The sequence below is a fragment of the Micromonospora sp. ATA51 genome (assembly GCF_016802855.1).
In the GTDB taxonomy this organism is placed as follows: domain Bacteria; phylum Actinomycetota; class Actinomycetes; order Mycobacteriales; family Micromonosporaceae; genus Micromonospora; species Micromonospora sicca.
In genome coordinates, this window is sequence record NZ_JAEVHJ010000027.1 from 1 (window position 1) to 18,267 (window position 18,267).

General features: G+C 70.6%; 16 protein-coding genes and 1 pseudogene. 5 read left to right on the plus strand and 12 right to left on the minus strand.

The window, feature by feature from the left end; translation table 11 throughout:
* A partial coding sequence (locus tag JNW87_RS07240; RefSeq protein ID WP_238453348.1) for an IS30 family transposase occupies positions 1–696 on the minus strand: 696 nt, incomplete at its 3' end.
* A gap of 95 nt (positions 697–791) precedes the next feature.
* Here JNW87_RS07240 and JNW87_RS07245 point away from each other — a divergent pair.
* Positions 792–1,046: a hypothetical protein gene (locus JNW87_RS07245; RefSeq protein WP_109804089.1), complete on the plus strand. Its 255-nt coding sequence runs from the start codon at positions 792–794 to the stop codon at positions 1,044–1,046.
* Positions 1,047–1,678: 632 nt separating this feature from the next.
* On the opposite strand, the gene JNW87_RS07250 is transcribed toward JNW87_RS07245, so the two are convergent.
* A complete protein-coding gene (locus tag JNW87_RS07250; protein WP_109804090.1) occupies positions 1,679–2,602 on the minus strand; it encodes a ketopantoate reductase family protein in 924 nt (307 codons plus the stop codon).
* Positions 2,603–2,667: 65 nt separating this feature from the next.
* On the opposite strand from JNW87_RS07250, the gene JNW87_RS07255 reads away from it, so the two are divergent.
* From JNW87_RS07255 to JNW87_RS07265, 3 genes are all read left to right on the plus strand, one after another.
* Positions 2,668–3,252: an ABATE domain-containing protein gene (locus JNW87_RS07255; RefSeq protein WP_109804091.1), complete on the plus strand. Its 585-nt coding sequence runs from the start codon at positions 2,668–2,670 to the stop codon at positions 3,250–3,252.
* Positions 3,253–3,980: 728 nt separating this feature from the next.
* Complete coding sequence (locus JNW87_RS07260; protein ID WP_238453349.1) at positions 3,981–5,441, plus strand: hypothetical protein; 1,461 nt, start codon at positions 3,981–3,983, stop codon at positions 5,439–5,441.
* Positions 5,442–5,523: 82 nt separating this feature from the next.
* Entirely contained in the window at positions 5,524–7,068 is a 1,545-nt protein-coding gene (locus JNW87_RS07265; protein ID WP_238453361.1) for a SagB family peptide dehydrogenase, read from the plus strand.
* Positions 7,069–7,415: 347 nt separating this feature from the next.
* Here JNW87_RS07265 and JNW87_RS07270 read toward each other — a convergent pair whose 3' ends face one another.
* The 3 genes from JNW87_RS07270 to JNW87_RS07280 form a co-directional block, all read right to left on the minus strand.
* On the minus strand, positions 7,416–8,468 hold the full coding sequence (locus tag JNW87_RS07270; protein ID WP_109804095.1) for an FAD-dependent oxidoreductase: 1,053 nt from the start codon (positions 8,466–8,468) through the stop codon (positions 7,416–7,418).
* Between the two features lie 51 nt (positions 8,469–8,519).
* Positions 8,520–8,678: a hypothetical protein gene (locus JNW87_RS07275; protein WP_238453350.1), complete on the minus strand. Its 159-nt coding sequence runs from the start codon at positions 8,676–8,678 to the stop codon at positions 8,520–8,522.
* Positions 8,679–9,297: 619 nt separating this feature from the next.
* Positions 9,298–10,197, minus strand: a complete 900-nt coding sequence (locus JNW87_RS07280; RefSeq protein WP_236648349.1) for an alpha/beta hydrolase — start codon at positions 10,195–10,197, stop codon at positions 9,298–9,300.
* A gap of 85 nt (positions 10,198–10,282) precedes the next feature.
* Between JNW87_RS07280 and JNW87_RS07285 the strand changes: the two genes are divergently transcribed.
* The gene (locus JNW87_RS07285; RefSeq protein ID WP_238453351.1) at positions 10,283–11,224 is read left to right on the plus strand and encodes a PIG-L deacetylase family protein; all 942 of its coding nucleotides are present in this window, start codon (positions 10,283–10,285) and stop codon (positions 11,222–11,224) included.
* On the opposite strand, the pseudogene JNW87_RS07290 reads toward JNW87_RS07285, so the two are convergent.
* The 7 genes and pseudogenes from JNW87_RS07290 to JNW87_RS07325 all read right to left on the minus strand — a co-directional run bounded on the left by JNW87_RS07290 (position 11,177) and on the right by JNW87_RS07325 (position 18,212).
* Positions 11,177–12,681: pseudogene (locus JNW87_RS07290) on the minus strand (tripartite tricarboxylate transporter permease). The gene JNW87_RS07285 and the pseudogene JNW87_RS07290 overlap by 48 nt on opposite strands.
* Before the next feature lie 3 nt (positions 12,682–12,684).
* Positions 12,685–13,260, minus strand: a complete 576-nt coding sequence (locus tag JNW87_RS07300; RefSeq protein WP_238453354.1) for a tripartite tricarboxylate transporter TctB family protein — start codon at positions 13,258–13,260, stop codon at positions 12,685–12,687.
* Positions 13,257–14,240: a tripartite tricarboxylate transporter substrate binding protein gene (locus JNW87_RS07305; RefSeq protein WP_238453355.1), complete on the minus strand. Its 984-nt coding sequence runs from the start codon at positions 14,238–14,240 to the stop codon at positions 13,257–13,259. The genes JNW87_RS07300 and JNW87_RS07305 overlap by 4 nt, the downstream gene beginning before the upstream one ends.
* A gap of 63 nt (positions 14,241–14,303) precedes the next feature.
* Complete coding sequence (locus tag JNW87_RS07310; protein WP_109804099.1) at positions 14,304–15,089, minus strand: triose-phosphate isomerase; 786 nt, start codon at positions 15,087–15,089, stop codon at positions 14,304–14,306.
* A gap of 2 nt (positions 15,090–15,091) precedes the next feature.
* Positions 15,092–15,547 carry a ribose-5-phosphate isomerase gene (locus JNW87_RS07315; RefSeq protein ID WP_109804100.1) on the minus strand — a complete coding sequence of 152 codons (456 nt, stop codon included), beginning with the start codon at positions 15,545–15,547 and terminating at the stop codon, positions 15,092–15,094.
* Positions 15,544–17,274 (minus strand): dihydroxyacetone kinase family protein, encoded by a 1,731-nt coding sequence (locus tag JNW87_RS07320; RefSeq protein ID WP_109804101.1) that lies wholly within the window; start codon positions 17,272–17,274, stop codon positions 15,544–15,546. The genes JNW87_RS07315 and JNW87_RS07320 overlap by 4 nt, the downstream gene beginning before the upstream one ends.
* On the minus strand, positions 17,271–18,212 hold the full coding sequence (locus JNW87_RS07325; RefSeq protein WP_109804102.1) for a sugar phosphate isomerase/epimerase: 942 nt from the start codon (positions 18,210–18,212) through the stop codon (positions 17,271–17,273). Before JNW87_RS07325 ends, JNW87_RS07320 begins: the two co-directional genes overlap by 4 nt.
* Between the last annotated feature and the right edge of the window lie 55 nt (positions 18,213–18,267).

The following is an 18,267-nucleotide window of genomic DNA, read 5'->3' on the forward strand; positions in this document are numbered from 1 at the left end:
CGACCCGCAGTCCCAGGTCAGCGACCTGGCCAGCTGCGGTGGGAGGTCCCCGGCGGCGGCGATGATCGCGTCGCCGACGGTCAGCGAGTCCCGGCCGGTCAGCGGGACCAGGACCACGAACCGGGAGGTGCGTTCGACCAGCGTCGCCACGGCGCTCTTACCCGCCTTGCCGATGACCAGATCGCCTTCCCAGTGCCCGGGGACCTGCCGGCCCTCGACCTCGGCGGGGCGTTCGTCGAGGTAGCGGGGCTCGCGGATCCGTGGCGCTGGTGCCGGACGGGCACCGCCACGACGCGCCGTGCGGCCGGTACGCAGACCGATCAACTCCCGCGCCAGAGTGGACACCGGCTGGGCGTACACCCACTGGTAGATCGCCTCGTGAGACACCCGGTAAGCCTGATCGTCGGGATAGTCGAACGCCAACCGACCCGCGATCGACGCCGGCGACCAACCCAGCCGCAGCCGCTCGCGTACCACCTCCCGCAGGCCCGGCGCCCGCTCCACCGCCCACGTCTTCGGTCGCCGCCGCGCCACCGCCGCACCGGTGTCAGCGGTCGAGGCCCGGTACCCGACCCGGCCACCGTGCCGGGCGACCTCCCGCGACACCACCGACGGGTCACGGCCGATCAGGACCGCGATCTGCTTGAACTCCAAGCCTTCGGCCAGGCCACGGGATATCTCTTCCCGATCACCCAAGGTCAACATCGCACGCACAGCGGAACATCCTGTCCCACCCAACCGCCAAGATCAAATGCTACGACCGGCTGAACCTGCCAGCACTCTCCTTCATTGTGCAGGTCAACCCGGATCGGGCCGACACGGTGCGAGAGTCGATCGACGCCATCGCCAACGGGAGCGGCGCGAAGACGACCAGGATCAAAGATCTGGGCACGGACGCCGTTACCTATGAGAGCGACGGCGCTCGGGTGCTGGCCGTCGCCGTGCCCTACGAAAAGGAGCTGCGACTGCTGTTGTTCACCGGCCCAACGATCGTGCCGCAAAGCAAGTTCACCGAACTCGCCCAGCACGTCATCCCCCAGATCTGAGTGCCGGTCGCCGCTCGGACAGAACACACATCTCGCATCCGGGCAACCGCTAGCGGTTGCTGCATGAGGGATGGGGCGACGCAAGCGAAGTAGCTGGCACCTCAAGGACTTGCTGATGGACAGAGAAGCGCCTCCACTAGCGGTAGCCGTAGGGGGTCCACGCAAAGGTCGAGCATGGAGGGCTCCAGCGAGGGTGGCTCGGTTGTCGGAGCGGGTCCGGTCATTTGCGCCGGTCCGCTGGTAGGGGGGCGGCGTCCTGGTCGGGGCCGGACCGGTGGTCGGGGCCGGATGGGCAGCCCGACCGGTTGCCGCGGTCGCCGGTGGGACGGAGGATCCGCCGCTCGCCGTGCCCTGGTTGCGGATCGGTACGGCGGCGCCGCTCATAAGGGCCGGCAGGATCTCGACCTCGGCACGCAGGCGATGCCCCGAGGCTATGGACGGCGACGCCGCCGATCAGGCTCGTGAGGGCGTACCGGCCAGGTAGGTGCACGACACCCGTACTCCGAACCGTTGGATGGCGCTGCTCTGCGCCCCAGCACCGCCACAGACAGCATCAGGGGCGCGACGTCTGGCCCCCTAGCGAGGGGCGACAGACGTAGGCCAAGCGGCGGCTGAGCCTGCATGACAGCACACTATCCGCAGCTGAGGCGCTGTTCGTGCACGCGCAGAGCCACCGTCGTGGCGTCCAGCAGAGGAGTGGGTACGCCGAGCGCACGGGCCCGCGCCGTGAGGTCGCCGAAGATCTGCTCGGCCTCGGTCGGCTGCCTGGCGATCAGGTCCCGGTAGAGCGAGGCGGTGTCGGCCGAACCGGGCCGGGTCACGAAGGCCTGGACGTTGTCGAGGACCTGCTTCGGCACCGGATACCCGGCCGCTGCGGCGACGGCCGCGGCCTCGGCTGCGATCTGCGGGCCGAGGCGGTCGCCTCCGGGGACTGCCACGGCGTCGCCCACCGAACCGCGTACCAGGGCGTTGAGGGCGCCGAGCGTGCTGATGAAGACCCACTTGTGCCACATGGCTCCGCGGATGTCCGGCGAGACGGAGAAGTCGAAGCCCGCGTCGGACAGCACCTCAGCGATCTGCTCGACGCGCTGCGACGTGCCACCCTGCTGTTCGCCGATGAGGATATCGGCCAGGGTGCCCAGCCGGACGATGTCACCCTCGGCGTCGAGCGTGGTGAGGACGCGGACTACGCCGCCGAGCACGGCGTCCACGTCGAACCGCTCGTTCAGCGCGTCCATGTGGGCCATGCCATTCAAGAACGGGATCACCGTGGTACGCGGGCCGACCGCAGCGGCGATGTCGTCGATCGCCGTCGGCAGCGCGGTCGCCTTCACCGAGACGAGAACGACGTCGTAATGCCCGTCGATCTCGGCGGCGGTAAGGAGCCGTGGCATGAGCACGGTCTCGGTCCCCAGGCCGGTGATTCGCAGCCCGCGCTCGCGGAGCACGTCGGCGCGCTTGGGTCGGACGAGGAAGGTGACGTCCCGGCCGGCCTGCTGGAGCTGGGCGCCGAAGTAGCCTCCGGTCGCGCCCGCTCCGACGACAAGAATCCTCATGCGCCGAGACGTTACTAGTCGAGCCGGTAACTCAACAGCGCGCGTGGAGTGATCTGTGATACCGGTTGAACCGGTATCATCGAGCGGTGTTTCAGGATGAGGCGGCCTTCCGGTTCGTCGGCGGGCGGGTTTCGGTCGACTTCACCGCGACCCACGGCCTGCGGTGGCGTGACCCCAGCGTCGAACGCATCCCTGCCCCGGCCGATCTCGCGCGCTGGTTCATCGAGGCGGGTCTGGCCGACATCACCGTGCCGGTTTCCGCCTCGACCCTCCGCAGCGCCCGTGACTTGCGCGAAGCCCTCTACCGGCTGATGCGTGGCCGGGTCTTCCAGGAACCGCTGGACCGGCGAGCCATCGATGTGGTGAACCGCTGGGCGGCCAAGGCGCCACCCGCGGTCCGGCTCACGGCGGACGGCTCGGCGAAACGTCTCGTGGAACCCACCGCCGGCGGGCTGCTGGCGTTCGTGGCTCGCGACGGCGTCGACCTGCTCGCCGGCCCCCACGCCAACCGCCTGCGGCAATGCTCCAGCGACACGTGCACGCTGCTATACCTGGACACGTCGCGGGCTAGCAGCCGCCGTTGGTGCTCCATGGAGGTCTGCGGCAGCCGCGACAAAATGGCCCGCTACCGCCAGCGCGCCGCCGTGTGATCCCACTTCGGCACGTTGTTGAGGAGGTGAGGCGACGCCGCCCAGTCGTTGGCGGTGCCAGTGGCGTGTGGTGCAAGATCACCGAAAAACTCGTCGACCTGCTGATAGGTGGTGCCGGGATGGCAGATGGCCCGGCCGAGGCCGTTCGCCGTCAGCAGTTCCCACCGAGCCTCGACGGTTGGCGGTGGGGTCGCAGGACGACCGCCAGGGCTGCGCGACGCCAGGTCGGCCAGCCAATCGTGCACAGTCGCTGATCGGCGTAGGCCGCCACTTCGGCGCCGTGCTGTACGGGCTCTCGCGGTCCGCGGCGGCCGAGGCGAGCGGTCGCGTGCCACAGCAAGACTGCGGCCAGGCCGTTGCGGGCGTCGATCACGCGTCAAGCACGAACCCCGTCAGGTGACGGTATGGATCTGAACCGACTGAGAAACTGGCGCGAGGACCTGCGACACGCTGCCGCCTCCGCTCTCCTCGACTTCGAGACGCGCTACGGGTATCCGCCCGGCGAGAACAGCATCAGCCCACCCGGCCCCGCCGGTTCCGCCCGGCTCGCCGCACTCGACCCCCCTCCGAGCAAATCACCGAGTTACAGACCGACCAAGGTCTGACCGATAGTCGGATTCGCAGAAAAGACCCAATAGGTCCCGCTTTCAAATAAAGTGAGGGCTGCTCGCACAACCCCACCCTCCTCGCTGGACGCGGCCTGGCGTGACTCGTCGAGCGAGGTGTTGGTGCTCTCCCCATCCGTGACATCCCGGTCCGGCGCGCGACCCCTGGTCGCGGTGTGCGTGATCTTCGCCGCCGCGTCGCTGATCGCGGTACCGGCCAGTCTCGACCTCGGCTGGGACGAGGTCGTCTATGTGAGCCAGCACGGCACCCATGCGCCGCCGGCATTCATGAGCGCACCGCGCGCCCGGGGCGTGACCCTGCTCGTGTGGCCCGTAGCGTCCTGGCTCGACTCCACCGTCGTGCTTCGCCTGTTCCTCACCGTCACCGCGGCGGCGTCGCTCGGGCTGGGGTTCTGGGTGTGGTCGCGGGTGTCACGGCGGCCCGGCGCCGCCGCGATAGCCGCCGGGCTGTACGGGAGCCTCTGGACCGCCCTGTTCTACGCGAACGCCGCAATGCCCAACCACTACACGGCGATGGCGGCAGTGGCGGCGGTCGGGTGTTTCCTGCTGGCCGCGGCCGAGCCAGCCCGGCCCGGGGCGTACCTCGGGCTCGTCGCCGCCCTCGCCGTGGCCGCCCTGATGCGTCCGGCCGACGCCTTCTGGCTCGGGCTCCCGCTGCTCGCCGCCGCCGTCGCGGTGCCCGCGTTCCGGCGGTGGCGGCTGACCGCGGCGGTGGTCGCAGGCCTCGTGCTGGGCGGCGCACCGTGGGCGGTCGAGGCCGAGCTGCGCTACGGCGGGCTCCTGGAACGCATCCGTCAGGCCGGTCACGTGCAGGGCGGCACGAAGCTGCAGTTCTCCCTCGGGCACGTGATCAGCACCCTGGACGGGCCGATCCTGTGCCGCCCGTGCGACAGCCCCGTGCGGTGGCCGGCGGTGCTGTGGTGGCTGGCGCTGGCGGTGCTGGTGCCACTGGCTGTCCGGGCGGCTCACTTGGCGGGCATGGCGCGGACGGCATGGCTGCCATTCGTGGTCGCCGCCGCCATGGCCTTCCCGTACCTGTTCCTGATCGGATACTCCGCACCCCGGTTCCTGCTGCCGGCCTACGCCGTTGCTCTGGTCTGCGCCATCCCGGGGCTCGCCGCATTGTTCTCCACGGCCGTCGGTCAGTGGCGGCGGGTCGTTGCCGCCGTGGTTGCGTTGGGCTTCGCCGGCCACCTCGCCATCCAGGCCGGCATCCTGCACCACGTCGTGGCGGAGCAGGTCCGCAGCCGCGGCGACTGGGCCCGCCTCGTCCAGACCCTGCGGTCGCACGGGGTGCGACCGCCGTGCGTGATCTCCGGCCACGAGGCCATCCCGATCGCCTACTACGCGGGTTGCCGTGCGCTGGAGGACCGGGGATACAACCGCAACGCGAGCATCGCGCAGCTGCGGCACGCCGCGGCGACCGGACGCTTCGCCCTGCTGGTCAAGGACTCCGCCCCGCCCGACTGGGCCAAGGACTGGCACCGGATTCCGGTGCCGAACCTCACCACCTCCGGCTGGGAGGTGTGCCTGCCGCAGCGCCCGGCGACAGCACCGAGATAAGACGGCTGCGCGGCGGGTGCGGGCCGCGGACGGCTGCCGCGCCGGCACCGCGCTCGTTCGGGCATACGCCGGCGCGGCGGGTATGCGCGGCGGATGTGCACCGGCGAGGTCGACCCGGCTCTCACCACCACCAGACGAACCAGTGCCGCGGCGCCGCGCCGGGTGTCCCGGGGTTCGTCCCGATGGACCCGAGCAACCGGCCCCAGCCCTTCAAACGCCATCTCGGGGCGCCGATGCACCCCCTGCCCCGCGACCTGCCGCCGACCGGGGCGCCGGCCGCGGCGACCCTGTCCGGACGCGTACCGCCGAGCGACCGACCATCGACGGCGAACTCCTCGCCCGACTGCTGTTCTACTCGGCCGGCGTCACCCGAACCGCCGGAGACAACCTCTGGTTCAGGGCCGCCCCCTCCGCCGGCAATCTTCACCCCCTCGAGATGTACGTGGTGGCCGGCGAGGTGGCCGGGCTCGACGCCGGGCTGTACCACTTCGCGCCGGAGGTGTTCGGCCTGGAGGCACTCGCGGCCGGGGACCACCGCCGGGCGCTGGCCAACGCCACCGCCGACCCAGACGTCGCGGCCGGCCCGCTCGCCCTCGTCGTCACCGGCCTCCCGTGGCGCACCGCGTGGAAGTACGCCGAACGGGGGTGGCGGCACGTCTACTGGGACGCCGGGACAATGTTGGCGAATCTGCTCGCCGTCGCCGAAGGCCACGGGCTACCGGCGCGGGTACGGCTAGGCTTCGTCGACGCCGCCGTGTCTCGCCTGCTCGGCGTCGACGGCGTGACGGAGTTCCCGGTGGCGGTGATCACCTGCGGCCGACCCGCCGCGATCGCCGCCGCCGAGCCGGTCGAGCTACCTCCGCCGCCGTTCCCGCCGACACCGCTCTCCCCCGCGCCGGTCGACTTCCCGCTGGTCAACCGGGTGCAGCAGGCCGGTGAGCTGACCACGGGCGACGACGTGACCGGCTGGCGGGCGGCCGCCGTCGCGGGCCTGCCCCGCGCCACCGACACCGTCGACGCACCGGTTGGGGCCGGCAGCGAGCCGATCGAGTCGGTCATCCTGCGCCGCGGCTCCACCCGGCGCATGCGCCGCCAACTCGCCCCCGCCGAGCTGCTGCACTGGGCGATGGCGGCGGCGACCCGAGCGGTCCCCGCCGACGCGATCCCGACCGGGACCACCCTGCTCTCCCACGAGGTCGCAGTCCACGCGGTGCACGGCACGGAGCCGGGCCTGTACCAGCAGGTCGACGGCCCGCCGCAGCTGCGCCGGCCGGCGCCGGATGCCAAGGTTCGAACATTGAGCCAGGGGCTCTGCCTCGACCAGCCGCTCGGCGGCGACTCGGCGTACACCGACTTCGCCTGCGCCGATCTCGACCAGGTGCTCGGCGGGTACGGCGAGCGCGGGTACCGGGTCGCCCAGTTCGAGGCGGGGGTGGCCGCCGGCCGCCTGCAACTGGCCGCCTTCACCCTCGGTCACGGCGGCACCGGCCTGACCTTCTGCGACCAGGACGTCTCGGATGCGTTCGACACCCGTGCGGCCTGCATGCTGGCCATCGCCATCGGGCTACCCGCCTACCGGCCGAAGCCGGGCGGCCCGCCCGGCCGGCCCCGGCGGATCACCCGCTGACGGGTCCCGCTGGTGCTGGCTGTCCCGGCCCAGACGGTGGATCATGTACTAAATTGTGACCGAGGATCGACACTAACCGATTCCCAACGCGGATTGCGGCTTCTCGGTGCCATCCCGCTCGGCTGACAGCCACTCTGCTGGGGCCTGACACGCCCGACCGGGTTGCCCGAGCATCCGACGACGAGACCGACTCGGCGGCCTCCACCACGAATAACGACGCGCGCTTGACCTGCCCGGACTGTGTTTTCGGCACCTACAGGCTTGTGTCGGGCGCCTGCCCGAACGCGCGCAGGTCCAGTCCGTCGCCAGCCGCACCTGTCCTTGACGGATCCACCGTCGCCGTTCGGTCAGGCCGGGGCGGGCGCCGCCAGAAGCGCGCGCAGCTCGCGGACCGCTGCCCGCCCGGCGCGGTTCGCGCCGACTGTGCTCGCGGACGGCCCGTAGCCGACCAGGTGGATCCGGGGGTCGGCGACCACCCGGGTGCCGTCCACGACGATGCCGCCGCGGGGCCCTCGCAGCCGCAGCGGGGCCAGGTGGTCGAGCGCCGGCCGGAAGCCGGTGCACCAGAGGATGACGTCCACGTCCTGTGCCGCGCCGTCGCGCCACTGGACGCCGTCGGGGACGATCCGGTCGAACATCGGCCGGCGTAGGAGGAGACCGCGCTCCCGGGCTTCGAGCAGCTGCGGTGTCCACGACAGCTCGCTGGCGCTGGCGATGCTTCCCGGGGGCAGTCCGGCCCGTACCCGTGCCTCCACCTTGGCGACCACCTCGCGTCCGTAGTCCGGGCTGAACGGCCCGTCCCGGAACACCGGCGGCCGGCGGGTGACCCAGGTCGTCGTCGCCGCGACGTCGGCGATCTCGACCAGGAGCTGCACGGCCGACGTTCCGCCCCCGACGACAACCACCCGCTTCCCTGCGAACTCCGCCGGCCCCCGGTAGTGGGCGGTGTGCAGCTGCCGCCCGCGGAACGTTTCCTGTCCCGGGTAGTACGGCACGAACGGCCTGGTCCACGTTCCAGTGGCGTTGATCAGTGCCCGGGTGATCCAGGTGCTGTTGTCGGATTCGACCAGGAGTCGTCCGTCGCGAGCGTTCCGGACGGCCGTAACGGCGACTGGCCGCTGCACGTCGATGCCGAATTCCCTCTCAAAGGCGGCGAAATAGGCCGGCACCGCGTCAGCGGCTGGTTCGTCCAGCGGCGGAGGCGTGAAGCGCATGCCGGGCAGGTCGAAGATCCCATGCACGGTCGCCATGCGCAGCGTCGGCCACCGATGCTGCCACGCCCCGCCGGGTGCCGGGTTGGCGTCCAGGACGGCCAAGTCAAGACCGGAGGAGCGCAGGTGGTACGCGCTGGACAGCCCCGCCTGTCCGGCCCCGATAACCACCGCATCCGTCTCCGGCATGTGCCGGACAACGTCTCAGGCTCACCCGGGCCTTCCCACGGGCGATGGATGTCACACCGCCCGGACGTACCCGCCAACCCGGCCCTGGCCCTGCCCGGTTCTCGGCGGCGACTGGGCGGTCGACGTCGTCCACCGCGGCGCCGACCTGGTCGAGTTCGACCGGGTCGCGGCGGACCAGCTCCAGGATCCCAGCACGTACGCGGCTGTCACCTCCGGCGCTACTTGCGGCAGCGGAATCGAGCGATCTGCTTCAGGTGGCCGGCGGAGCCCAGAGGCGCCGAGCCCGGCCCGGCGACAGAGCTGACCGCGGCGAAGGTGCAACAGTTCCTGACCGCCCCGCGCACGCGATCCCGGCCTGCGAATCTCTCAGAGCCTGGACGCGATCGCCTCGGCGGCATCCTCCACGAGTACGAGCATGCCGCGTGACCTGCGTGGACGAGGTTTTCGGCTACCGGCGGGTCGGTGGCGCCCGAGCGGACGGCGGGCCAACCGACCCGCCGCCCGCTTCCGAGTGGACCTCGCTACCCGATGGGTGCCCCCGTGGTCAACGCATCGACGCCCGGAGGCAAGATCACGCCGTGGGCGATCCTCGTCCAGGTTGGTGAGCCCACGGTGAGCCCAGGCGGCAGCAGCCCGAGAAACGATCAAGGCCGCTCACCTGAGTAACGCCAGGTCAACGGCCCTTTTGCTTCTACTCTGATTGGTGTCCGAGGATCGACACGAACCGGTTTCCAACCCGGGCTGCGCCTTCGCGGCGCCATCCCACTCGGCTGATCTTCGCTTGACCTGCCCGGATAGGGTTTTCGACACCCGCAATATCCGCACCCTTTCACCAACGGTTCAGCGCGGCGGTCAACTGGGCCAGGGCGATATGGGCGGCGTCGAACAGGGCAAGTTTTCGCGGGAAGTTGTGGATGAGCCCCTGGTACCGGGTCGCGGTGACGGGAACGCCGGCCGCCAGCAGCCTGGCCGCGTACCGTTCACCCTCGGCGGACAACAGGTCGAGCTCGGCGGTGATGACCACGGCGGGGGGCAGGCCGGTGAGGTCGGCCCGCAGCGGGTCCAGGTCCGGCTGGGTACGGTCCACGCCGGGTGGGGCGAACGCGTCCCAGAAGAACCGCATCTCCTCCCGGTCCAGGCCGTACTCGTCCAGGGGCGGATAGTCGGCCGCGGGGTCGATGACCGGGCAGATGAGGATCTGTCCCGCAAGACGGATGCCCGCGTCCCGGGCGCGCCGAGCGGTCACCGCCGCCAGGTGCCCTCCCGAGGAGTCGCCGGCCACCGTTATCCGGCCCGGGTCGAGGCCGTGCCGAGCCGCCCCGGGCCCGCGCAGCCAGGTGAGCGCGCGCGCCATGTCGTCCACCGGGGCCGGGTACGGATCCTCGGGGGCGAGCCGGTAGTCCACGGAGAGCACGGCCCAGCCGGACGCGGCCGCCAGGTGCCGGCACAGCCCGTCGTGAGTGTCCACGCTGCCCATCGCCCAGCCCCCGCCGTGGGCATAAAGGACCACCGGCATCGCGTCGTGATCGCCGTCGCGATAGAGGCGGGCGGGCACGCCGCCGGCGTCGACGGTCACCACGGACCGGATCGCCGGTCCGCCGCCCACCTCGGCCGGAGTCGCCTGGACCATGCTGAGCCGTGCCGCCGGCAGGGTCGCCCGGGTGAGCGGGACACGCTGCTGGACCTGCATCGCCGCCCGCGCCTGCGGGTGCAGCCGGCTGGGATCCACCCGCTCATTATCGCCTGCTGGACGGATGTCAGTGTTGCCGACACGGCCGGTGACTGATCGGCGGCAGGCGGATACGGTGTGGACCGTGGACGAGCTTCTACCGGCACTGCCCGAGGACTGGGACCGCTGCCTCGCGGTGGTCGCACACCCGGACGACATCGAGTACGGCGCGGCCTCGGCGATCGCCCGCTGGACCGCGCAGGGCAAGCAGGTCACCTACCTGCTGGCCACCCGGGGCGAGGCAGGAATCGACGCCATGGACCCGAACCAGGCCGCGCCGTTGCGCGAGGAGGAGCAGCGCGCCGCGGGCCGGGAGGTCGGCGTGGACGTCGTGGAGTTCCTCGACCACCGCGATGGCGTCGTCGAGTACGGTCCAGGCCTGCGCCGCGACATCGTGCGGGCGATCCGCCGGCACCGTCCCGACGTCATCGTCTCGGGCGCTTTCACCGTCCGCATGGTGGGCGGTATGACCAACCAGGCCGACCACCGGGCGGTGGGACTGGCCACGCTGGACGCCGCCCGCGACGCGGGCAACCGGTGGATCTTCCCAGAACTGGTGGACGAGGGGCTACCGCCCTGGGGCGGCGTGCGCTACGTCTGCTTCGCCGGTGCCGAGCGCCCCACGCACGGCGTGGACGTCACCGGCGCGCCGCTGCAGCGCGGTATCGCCTCGCTAGCTGCGCACGCCGAGTACACCAGTGGCCTGGGCGTGGCCGGCCCCGAACCCGGGCCGTTCCTCAGCTGGGCGCCCGCCAGGGCGGGCCGGCGCTGGGCGTGGAGGCGGCGGTCCTGTTCGACGTGCACACCCTCACCTTCGAGGGCCCACCACCCTGGCTTTGAGCCCTGCCAGCACTCTCCGGCGAGTCTGTCGGGCGACGAGTCAGGTCACGTCAGCGGATCAGGCCAGTCCGGACACCGCTACGGGTTACGACCCAAGGGTGCGTCCCGGGATCGCTGCCCGCGATCCCGGGACGGTCCGTCAGACACCGGCGGGCTCGCGCTCCTCGGCCGGCGTGTTGCGCGGTAGCAACCTCGCCAGCGCCGGTCCGGCCACCAACAGGACGGCCAGGGCGAGCACGACGAGCGCGATCGGGTGGGAGAGGACGATCAGCAGGTCACCGTCGCCCAGGGCCGACGTCTGGGTGAGCGCCTTCTCGAAGAGGGGTCCGATGACCAGGCCGAGGACAAGGGGAGCCATCGGCAGGTCGTAGAGCTTCATGAAGTATCCGGCGACGCCCGAGACGAAGACGACCCAGACACTGAACATGTTGTTGTCGATCGAGTACGCCCCGACGAAGCTGGTGAACAGGATGATCGGGTACAGGTACGCGTACGGGATCCGCAGCATCTGGGCGAACATCGGGGCCATCGGCAGGTTGAGCACCAGGAGCATCACGTTGCCGATGAAGAACGAGACCAGCAGCCCCCACACCAGCGTCGGCTGGTTCTGGAAGAGGAGCGGGCCCGGCTGCAAACCGTAAATGGTGAATGCGCCCAGCAGGACGGCGGTCGTGCCGCCGCCGGGGATGCCGAGGGTGAGAGTCGGCACGAAGTTCGCGTTGGCCGCCGCGTTGTTGGCGCTCTCCGGCGATGCCACCCCTTCGATGGCCCCTTGACCGAGCTGGCCCTTGTTCCTGGAGACCCGCTTCTCGACGCCGTAGGCGATGAAGGAGGCGAGGGTCGAACCGGCGCCGGGCAGGCAGCCGAGGAGGAATCCCAGGACGCTGCCGCGACCGATCGGGCCCACGCTGCGCCGGAGTTCGTTTCTGGTGATGAGCAGGTCCCGGAAGCGGGTCCGGATCGGCGCCGCCGCGCCGATCCGGATCTGGTACATGACCTCGCCGACGGCGAACAGCCCGATCATGACCTCGACGAACGGCACACCGCTGAGCAGGTTGACGCTGTCGAACGTGAACCGTGACGTGCCCGTCCCGGCGTCCAGCCCGACGGTCGCCAGCAGCAGCCCGGCCGCGGCCATCGCAAACCCGCGGATCCTCGAATCCCCCGAGAAGCTGACGATGGTGGCCAGGCCCAGATCATGATCGCCAGGTTCTCGACGGGACCGAACTTCAGCGCGAAGTCGGCGAAGGGCGGCGCGACCACCATCAGGAGGACCAGCGAGAAGATGGCGGCCACGAAGGAGCCGATGGCGGCGATGGACAGTGCCGCGCCGGCCCTCCCCCGCCTCGCCATCTGATAGCCGTCAAGCGTCGTCACGACGCTCGACGCCTCACCCGGAGTGGAGATCAGCACCGATGTGATGGTTCCGCCGTACTGCGCCCCGTAGTAGATCCCGGCGAGCATGATGAGCGCGGTCACGGGCTCGAAGTCCAGGGTCAGTGGCAGGAGCACCGCCACACCGGTGGTCGACCCCAACCCTGGCAGCAATCCGATCACGGTGCCCGCGAGAACGCCGACGAAGCACCAGAGCAGGTTCTGGGGCGTCAGCGCGGTCTGGAACCCGAGAATGACGTTGTCGATCACCGCTCAGCCTTCCGTTCCCACTCCGAGCAGCCCCCCGGGAAGGGGGACGTGCAGGAACAGCCCGAACGCGCCGTAGATCAGCCCGGTGGCGACGGCCGCGATCACCGCGGACTTCAGCAGCGCCTGCCGTTCGACCCAGGTGGAGATCACGAAGACAAGGCCGCCGAACGCGGCCAGAAAGCCGACCACCTGCACGAGTAGGATCGCGCCGAGGGTCAGTCCGAAGACCTTCCAGAGGTTGCGGATCCGCTCCCGCCTGGTGCGCCCGCTGATGTCGACGTCGTCGTCCGCACCGCTCTCCATCAGGTCGGTGCCCTCGGCGGCGTGCGGCCCGGCCCCGGCAGCAGCCCCGCCCGGACGGTGGCTCGGCTGGCCGTGCACGGACCGGAGGGCGATCCAGCCGCAGAGGACCGCGGTCAGGCCGCCGGCGAGAACCGGCAGGAAGCCTGGACCCACCCGACCGCCGTCGACGAACACACCGTAATAGATGCCTCCCGCCGCGGCGGCGAGGCCGACCACGGCGAGCACGGCATACGCCGTCGCCTCGCCGTTGCCGCGGATACGAGCCAGCGTGCTCACTCGCCCTGGGCCTTCTTGAGCGTGTCGTTGTTCTCCTTGAGGTACGCCGTGAAGTCGTCACCGAACAGCGCGTTCGGCTGCAGGTAGTTGCTGGCGATGTACTGCCTCGCCTTGTCGGACTCGATGAACTTCCTGCTCGCGTCGATCCAGAACTTTCTGGCTCCGTCGCTGATCCCGCCCGGCGCGATCAGGCCACGGAACTGGGCGAACGCGACGTCGATCCCCTGCTCCTTCGCGGTCGGGATGTCCTTCAGCTCGGGGTACTCGTACCGCTTCTCGGAGAACGCGCAGAGCGCCTTGAGTTTCCCGGCCTTGAGCTGCTCGACGACCTCGCCGGGGTTGAGCGACGCGACCTGGATCTGGTTGCCCAGCAGCGCCGCGAGCAGTTCGTCGCCCGACTCGAACGGGACCCGGTCGAACTTCGCGCCGGTAGCCTGCTCGGTCAGCGTGAAGACCACGTTGTCCAGGCCGGTCACACCGGAGATGCCCGCGACGACGCGTCCAGACTTGCTGGCGTTCACGACGTCCGCGCACGTCGTCCACGGCGAGCTCGCCGGTACGACGGCGAGGGTGAAGTCGTCACCGACCTTCATGATCGGGGTGAACCTCGTGTAGTCGAAGCCCACCTTGGTGTTGAGCGGCAGGGCCAGCAACGCCGTCTCGCTCGGCAGGAGGTAGTTCGGGTCACCCGTCTTGCTCAGGAAGTAGGAGTAGCCGACGGCGCCCGAGCCGCCAACCCGGTTCTCCGTGTTGATCCGGAGGCCGGGGACGACGGCCTCCAAGCCGGCCGCGATCGAGCGGCCGGACATGTCGCTGCCGCCGCCCGCCCCGTACGGAACGACCATGGTGACGTTGCCCTTGGGCTTGAATGTCTCTCCGTCGCCTCCGGCGGACTTCTGGCCCTTGGCTTCACCGCACGCCGTCAGGATGAGAACCGACGCGGCCACGACCGCGGTGAGCAGCAAGCTGTTGCGCTTCATGACGACCCTTTCGTTGGTGGTGGTTGAGCTTCGGTTGGTGGAGGGAGGGGTCCTTCCGCGGGGTCAGTGTGGGACGGTCGTCGCTGGCACCTGGCCGGCCTTGTGGGCCACGTCCGCCGCGATGCGTAGCAGGTCAAGGTATCCATTGACGTTCCAGGCGCTGCGCCCGACGAACAGCCCGGTGACGCCGGGGGTGTGCAGCAGGTCCCGCGCGTTCCCCGGGTTGACCGACCCCCCGTACAGCAGGGCGGTCACCACGGCCCCGTACTCGGCGTCAAGCGCCCGGGTGACTTCTGCGATCTCGTCGACCGCGGGTTCCCGGCCCTGCTCTCCGATCGCCCAGACGGGTTCGTATGCGAGCAGCACGCGCGATCCGGCGGGCACCCGATCAAGAGCGGCAGCCACCTGCGAGAGCACGTGCTGTCTCGCACCACCGGCCGCCCGCACCTCGGCGGACTCTCCCACGCAGAACAGCGCTGTCAGGCCGTGGCGAAGAGTCGCCCGCACCTTTCGGTTGACGGTCCGATCGGTCTCACCGAAGTGCTCGCGCCGCTCCGAGTGCCCGATCTCGACGAGCATCGCCCCCGCATCGGCGACCTGCGGCACCGACACCTCGCCGGTCCAGGCTCCGGCGTCCTCCCAATGAACGTTCTGCGCGCCGACGACGACGGGAGAATCCGGCCCCAAGGCGTCGCGAACCACGGATATCGCGGTCGCCGGGGGGACGACGAACGGCTGCACACCGGGCCAGCCGCCGCCAGCCGCCGCGTCCCTGAGCCGGGTGGCGAACGACACGGCCTCGGCCCGGGTCTTGTTCATCTTCCAGCTGGTGCCGACCCACAGGACCACGGTCAGTCACCCTCGTACGAGCAGATCGCCGCGACCTTGGTCGCGGACGCGGAGTTGGGGTCGAAGGAGTAGGTGAGCCACTCCCGGGCGAGACGGCGGGCCAACTCAAGCCCGATGACGCGCTGGCCGAAGGTGAGCACCTGGGCGTTGTTGGACAGGATGGCTCGTTCGACGGAGAACGAGTCGTGAGCCGTGACGGCCCGTATTCCGGGCACCTTGTTCGCGGCGATGGCCACGCCCAGTCCGGTGCCGCACACGAGCAGGGCGCGGTCGGCCGTCCCCTCAGCGATCAGTCGCGCGGCGGCGACCGCTATGTGCGGGTAGGCGACGTCCTCGCCCGAGGCGACGCCGACATCGATGACCTCGCGCACCCGCGGGTTGTCGGCCAGGTCGGCCTTGAGCGCCTCTTTGTAGCTGAAGCCGGCGCTGTCGGCGCCGATGACGATCCGAAGAGTCATGGCTGCTCCCGGGGCTGGTCGGTGGCGAAGTGAACAGCAAGAGCGCTGACGATCAGGGCGAAGGAAACCGCGCCCGCGTCGGGCGTGCCGATGCTGCCGTCGCCGTGGGTGCGGGCGCGGCCGAGACGCGCGGGTATGTGCGCGGTTGCCTCTGCCGCCTGCGTCGCGGCGTGCGCAGCGGCCGACCACGCGGCGCCGAACGGCGTTCCCGCTTCGGTCCGGGCCTCGAGCACCTGCGCGAACGGCACGGCGGCGTCGACCAACGTCTTGTCGCCGGGCTCGGCGCCGCCCAGTCGCATGACGGTCGCGACGGCCGCGCCGGTCGCCCGGACGATGTCATCTGGGGTCGGCACATTCTCGTCGTCCAACGTTCCGGCGGCGGCGGTGAGTGCCGCACCCCACAGGGCGCCCGAGGTGCCGCCGGCCCGTTCGGACCAGGCCTCGGCCGCTTGTATCAGCAGTCCCCGGACACCCGCCCGTTCATCGGCCGCCACCTCGGCCGCCTCCGCGGCGGCCGCGGTGCCGCGCGCCATGCCGATGCCGTGGTCTCCGTCGCCGGCGACCGCGTCGATCTCGCCGAGGCGGGCCTCGTGCTGGAGCACGACGTCCCGGACATGGGCCATTGCCCGCGCGACGCGGGCGGCGCAGGCGCGCGAGGCGGGCGACCCTGGCTGGATGCGCCGCGCAGGCCCGGCGACCGCGAGTACGCGGCGGGGCTGTTCGTCGCTGACGGGGCCGCGGTGGAAGGCGGGAGCGTCCGCCGGCGCGACCCAGTACTTTTCGAGGTCGTCGTCCAGAAAGGTGACGGTCAGCGAGAGGCCGGACATGTTCAGGCTGGTGACCTGCTCTCCGACCGTCGGCCTGACGATGGTCAGGCCAGCCTTCCCGAGTTGATGGGCGACTCGACGGTAGACGACGAAGAGTTCCTCGTACTTAACCGAGCCGAGGCCGTTGACCAGGACCGCCACGCGGCCGCTCGACCGGCTGGCCCCGGCCCCGTCGAGGACCTCGCCAACCAGCAGATCCGCCAGCTCGTCGGCACCGAGAAGCCGCTGCTTGCCGATTCCGGGCTCACCGTGGATACCCAGCCCGATCGCCATGTGCCCCGGCTCGACGGTGAACAGGGGGTGTCCGGCCCCGGGAAGGGTGCAGCCGTCGAAGGCGACGCCGAAGGAGAAGGTGGCGTCGTTGGCGCAGCGGCCGATCGCCTCCACCGCATCCAGGTCCAGGCCATCTTCCGCCGCACCACAAGCGATCTTGAAGACGATCATGTTGCCCGCGACGCCGCGGCGTTGATCACGTTTCTGCGGCGGGGCGGAGACGATGTCATCCGTCACGGCGAGCGTACGGACGTCGATGCCCTCGGCGCGCAGCCGTTCCGCGGCCTGACCGAAGTGCAGGACGTCGCCGGCGTAGTTCCCGAAGCCGAGGATGATGCCACCGCCGGCGTCGGCGGCGCGGGCGACCGAGTACACCTGGCTCGCGGACGGCGATGCGAAGATGTTGCCGCAGACGGCACCGTGCGCGAAGCCCGGGCCGACCCAACCGGCGAAGGCCGGGTAGTGGCCCGACCCACCCCCCAGCACCACCGTGACCCTTCCGGCCGGGGTGGCCGATGCGCGGACCACCCCGCCGTGCACCGGGATGACGTGCTCGCGGTGCACGGCCACGAATCCTTCGAGCGCCTCCCCGGCGAAGTCCGGGGCCACGTTGACCAGGCGGGTCATCGCCGGGCTCCGAGCTTCGCCCGGAGGACGCCGCGCAGGTAGTCACGGTTGCGCGCCGACACGCTCAGCCCGTCACCCCCGTAGTGCTCCACACTGATGGGGCCCTGGAAGCCCGCCTCGAGGGCGATCTCGATCGCGCGCCGGTAGCTGATGAGGCCGGACTCCGCGGGGGCGGGAACCGTGAAGTAGGCGCCGGTCGCCGGGTCATGGTCGCGGTAGTAGTTCTTGACGTGCCAGTAGTTGGCGTACGGGAGAGTCTTCAGGTGCATCTGCTCCCAGTCGTCGATGGGCCGGTGCAGCCGGATGAGGTTGCCGATGTCAGGGTTCAGGCCGACGTTCGGCATGTCGATGGCTTGGACGAGCGCGACGGCGGCCTCCGCCGTGCCCAGCAGGGTGTCCTCGTACATCTCGAGCGAAAGCTGGATACCGAGGCTTGCCGCATGCAGCGCGATGCGCGAGAAGCGCGCGACGGCAAGGTCGAAACTGGCCTCGTCCCGCTGCTGGTCGACGGCCCCGGGTTGGGTCCAGAACCACTCCGCGGCCCGCTGCTGCGCGGTCAGCGGCCGGTGCAGCCCCAGACTGACCACTCCGGTGCCGATGCTCGCCGCGGCCTCGACCGTACGCAGCGCGTAGTCGACGTTGGCCTCGCCGTGCTCCGGGTCGAGGATGCTGCGCCGGATGACCGAGATCGCGGTCACCCCTAGATCCGCGTCCTTGAGCGTGCGGACCAGGTCTTCGCGCTGGCCATCCGTGAGGTCGCCCGGACGCAGCCAGGTGTCGGTGAGATCGACGTGCTGGAACCCGCAGGCGGTGACCTCGCCGAGGACCCTGGCCCATTCGGTGGGGCCGGCGTCCTCGACGGTGATGCCATCGCGAGTGCGCCGTGGGAACTGGATCAGGGCAGCGCCGATGGGCCACTGCTCTGCCGTCCAAACCATGCCTGTCTCCGATCGACGTTGCCGTGTCATTGCCGGGCGGTTGCCTCATCGTTGC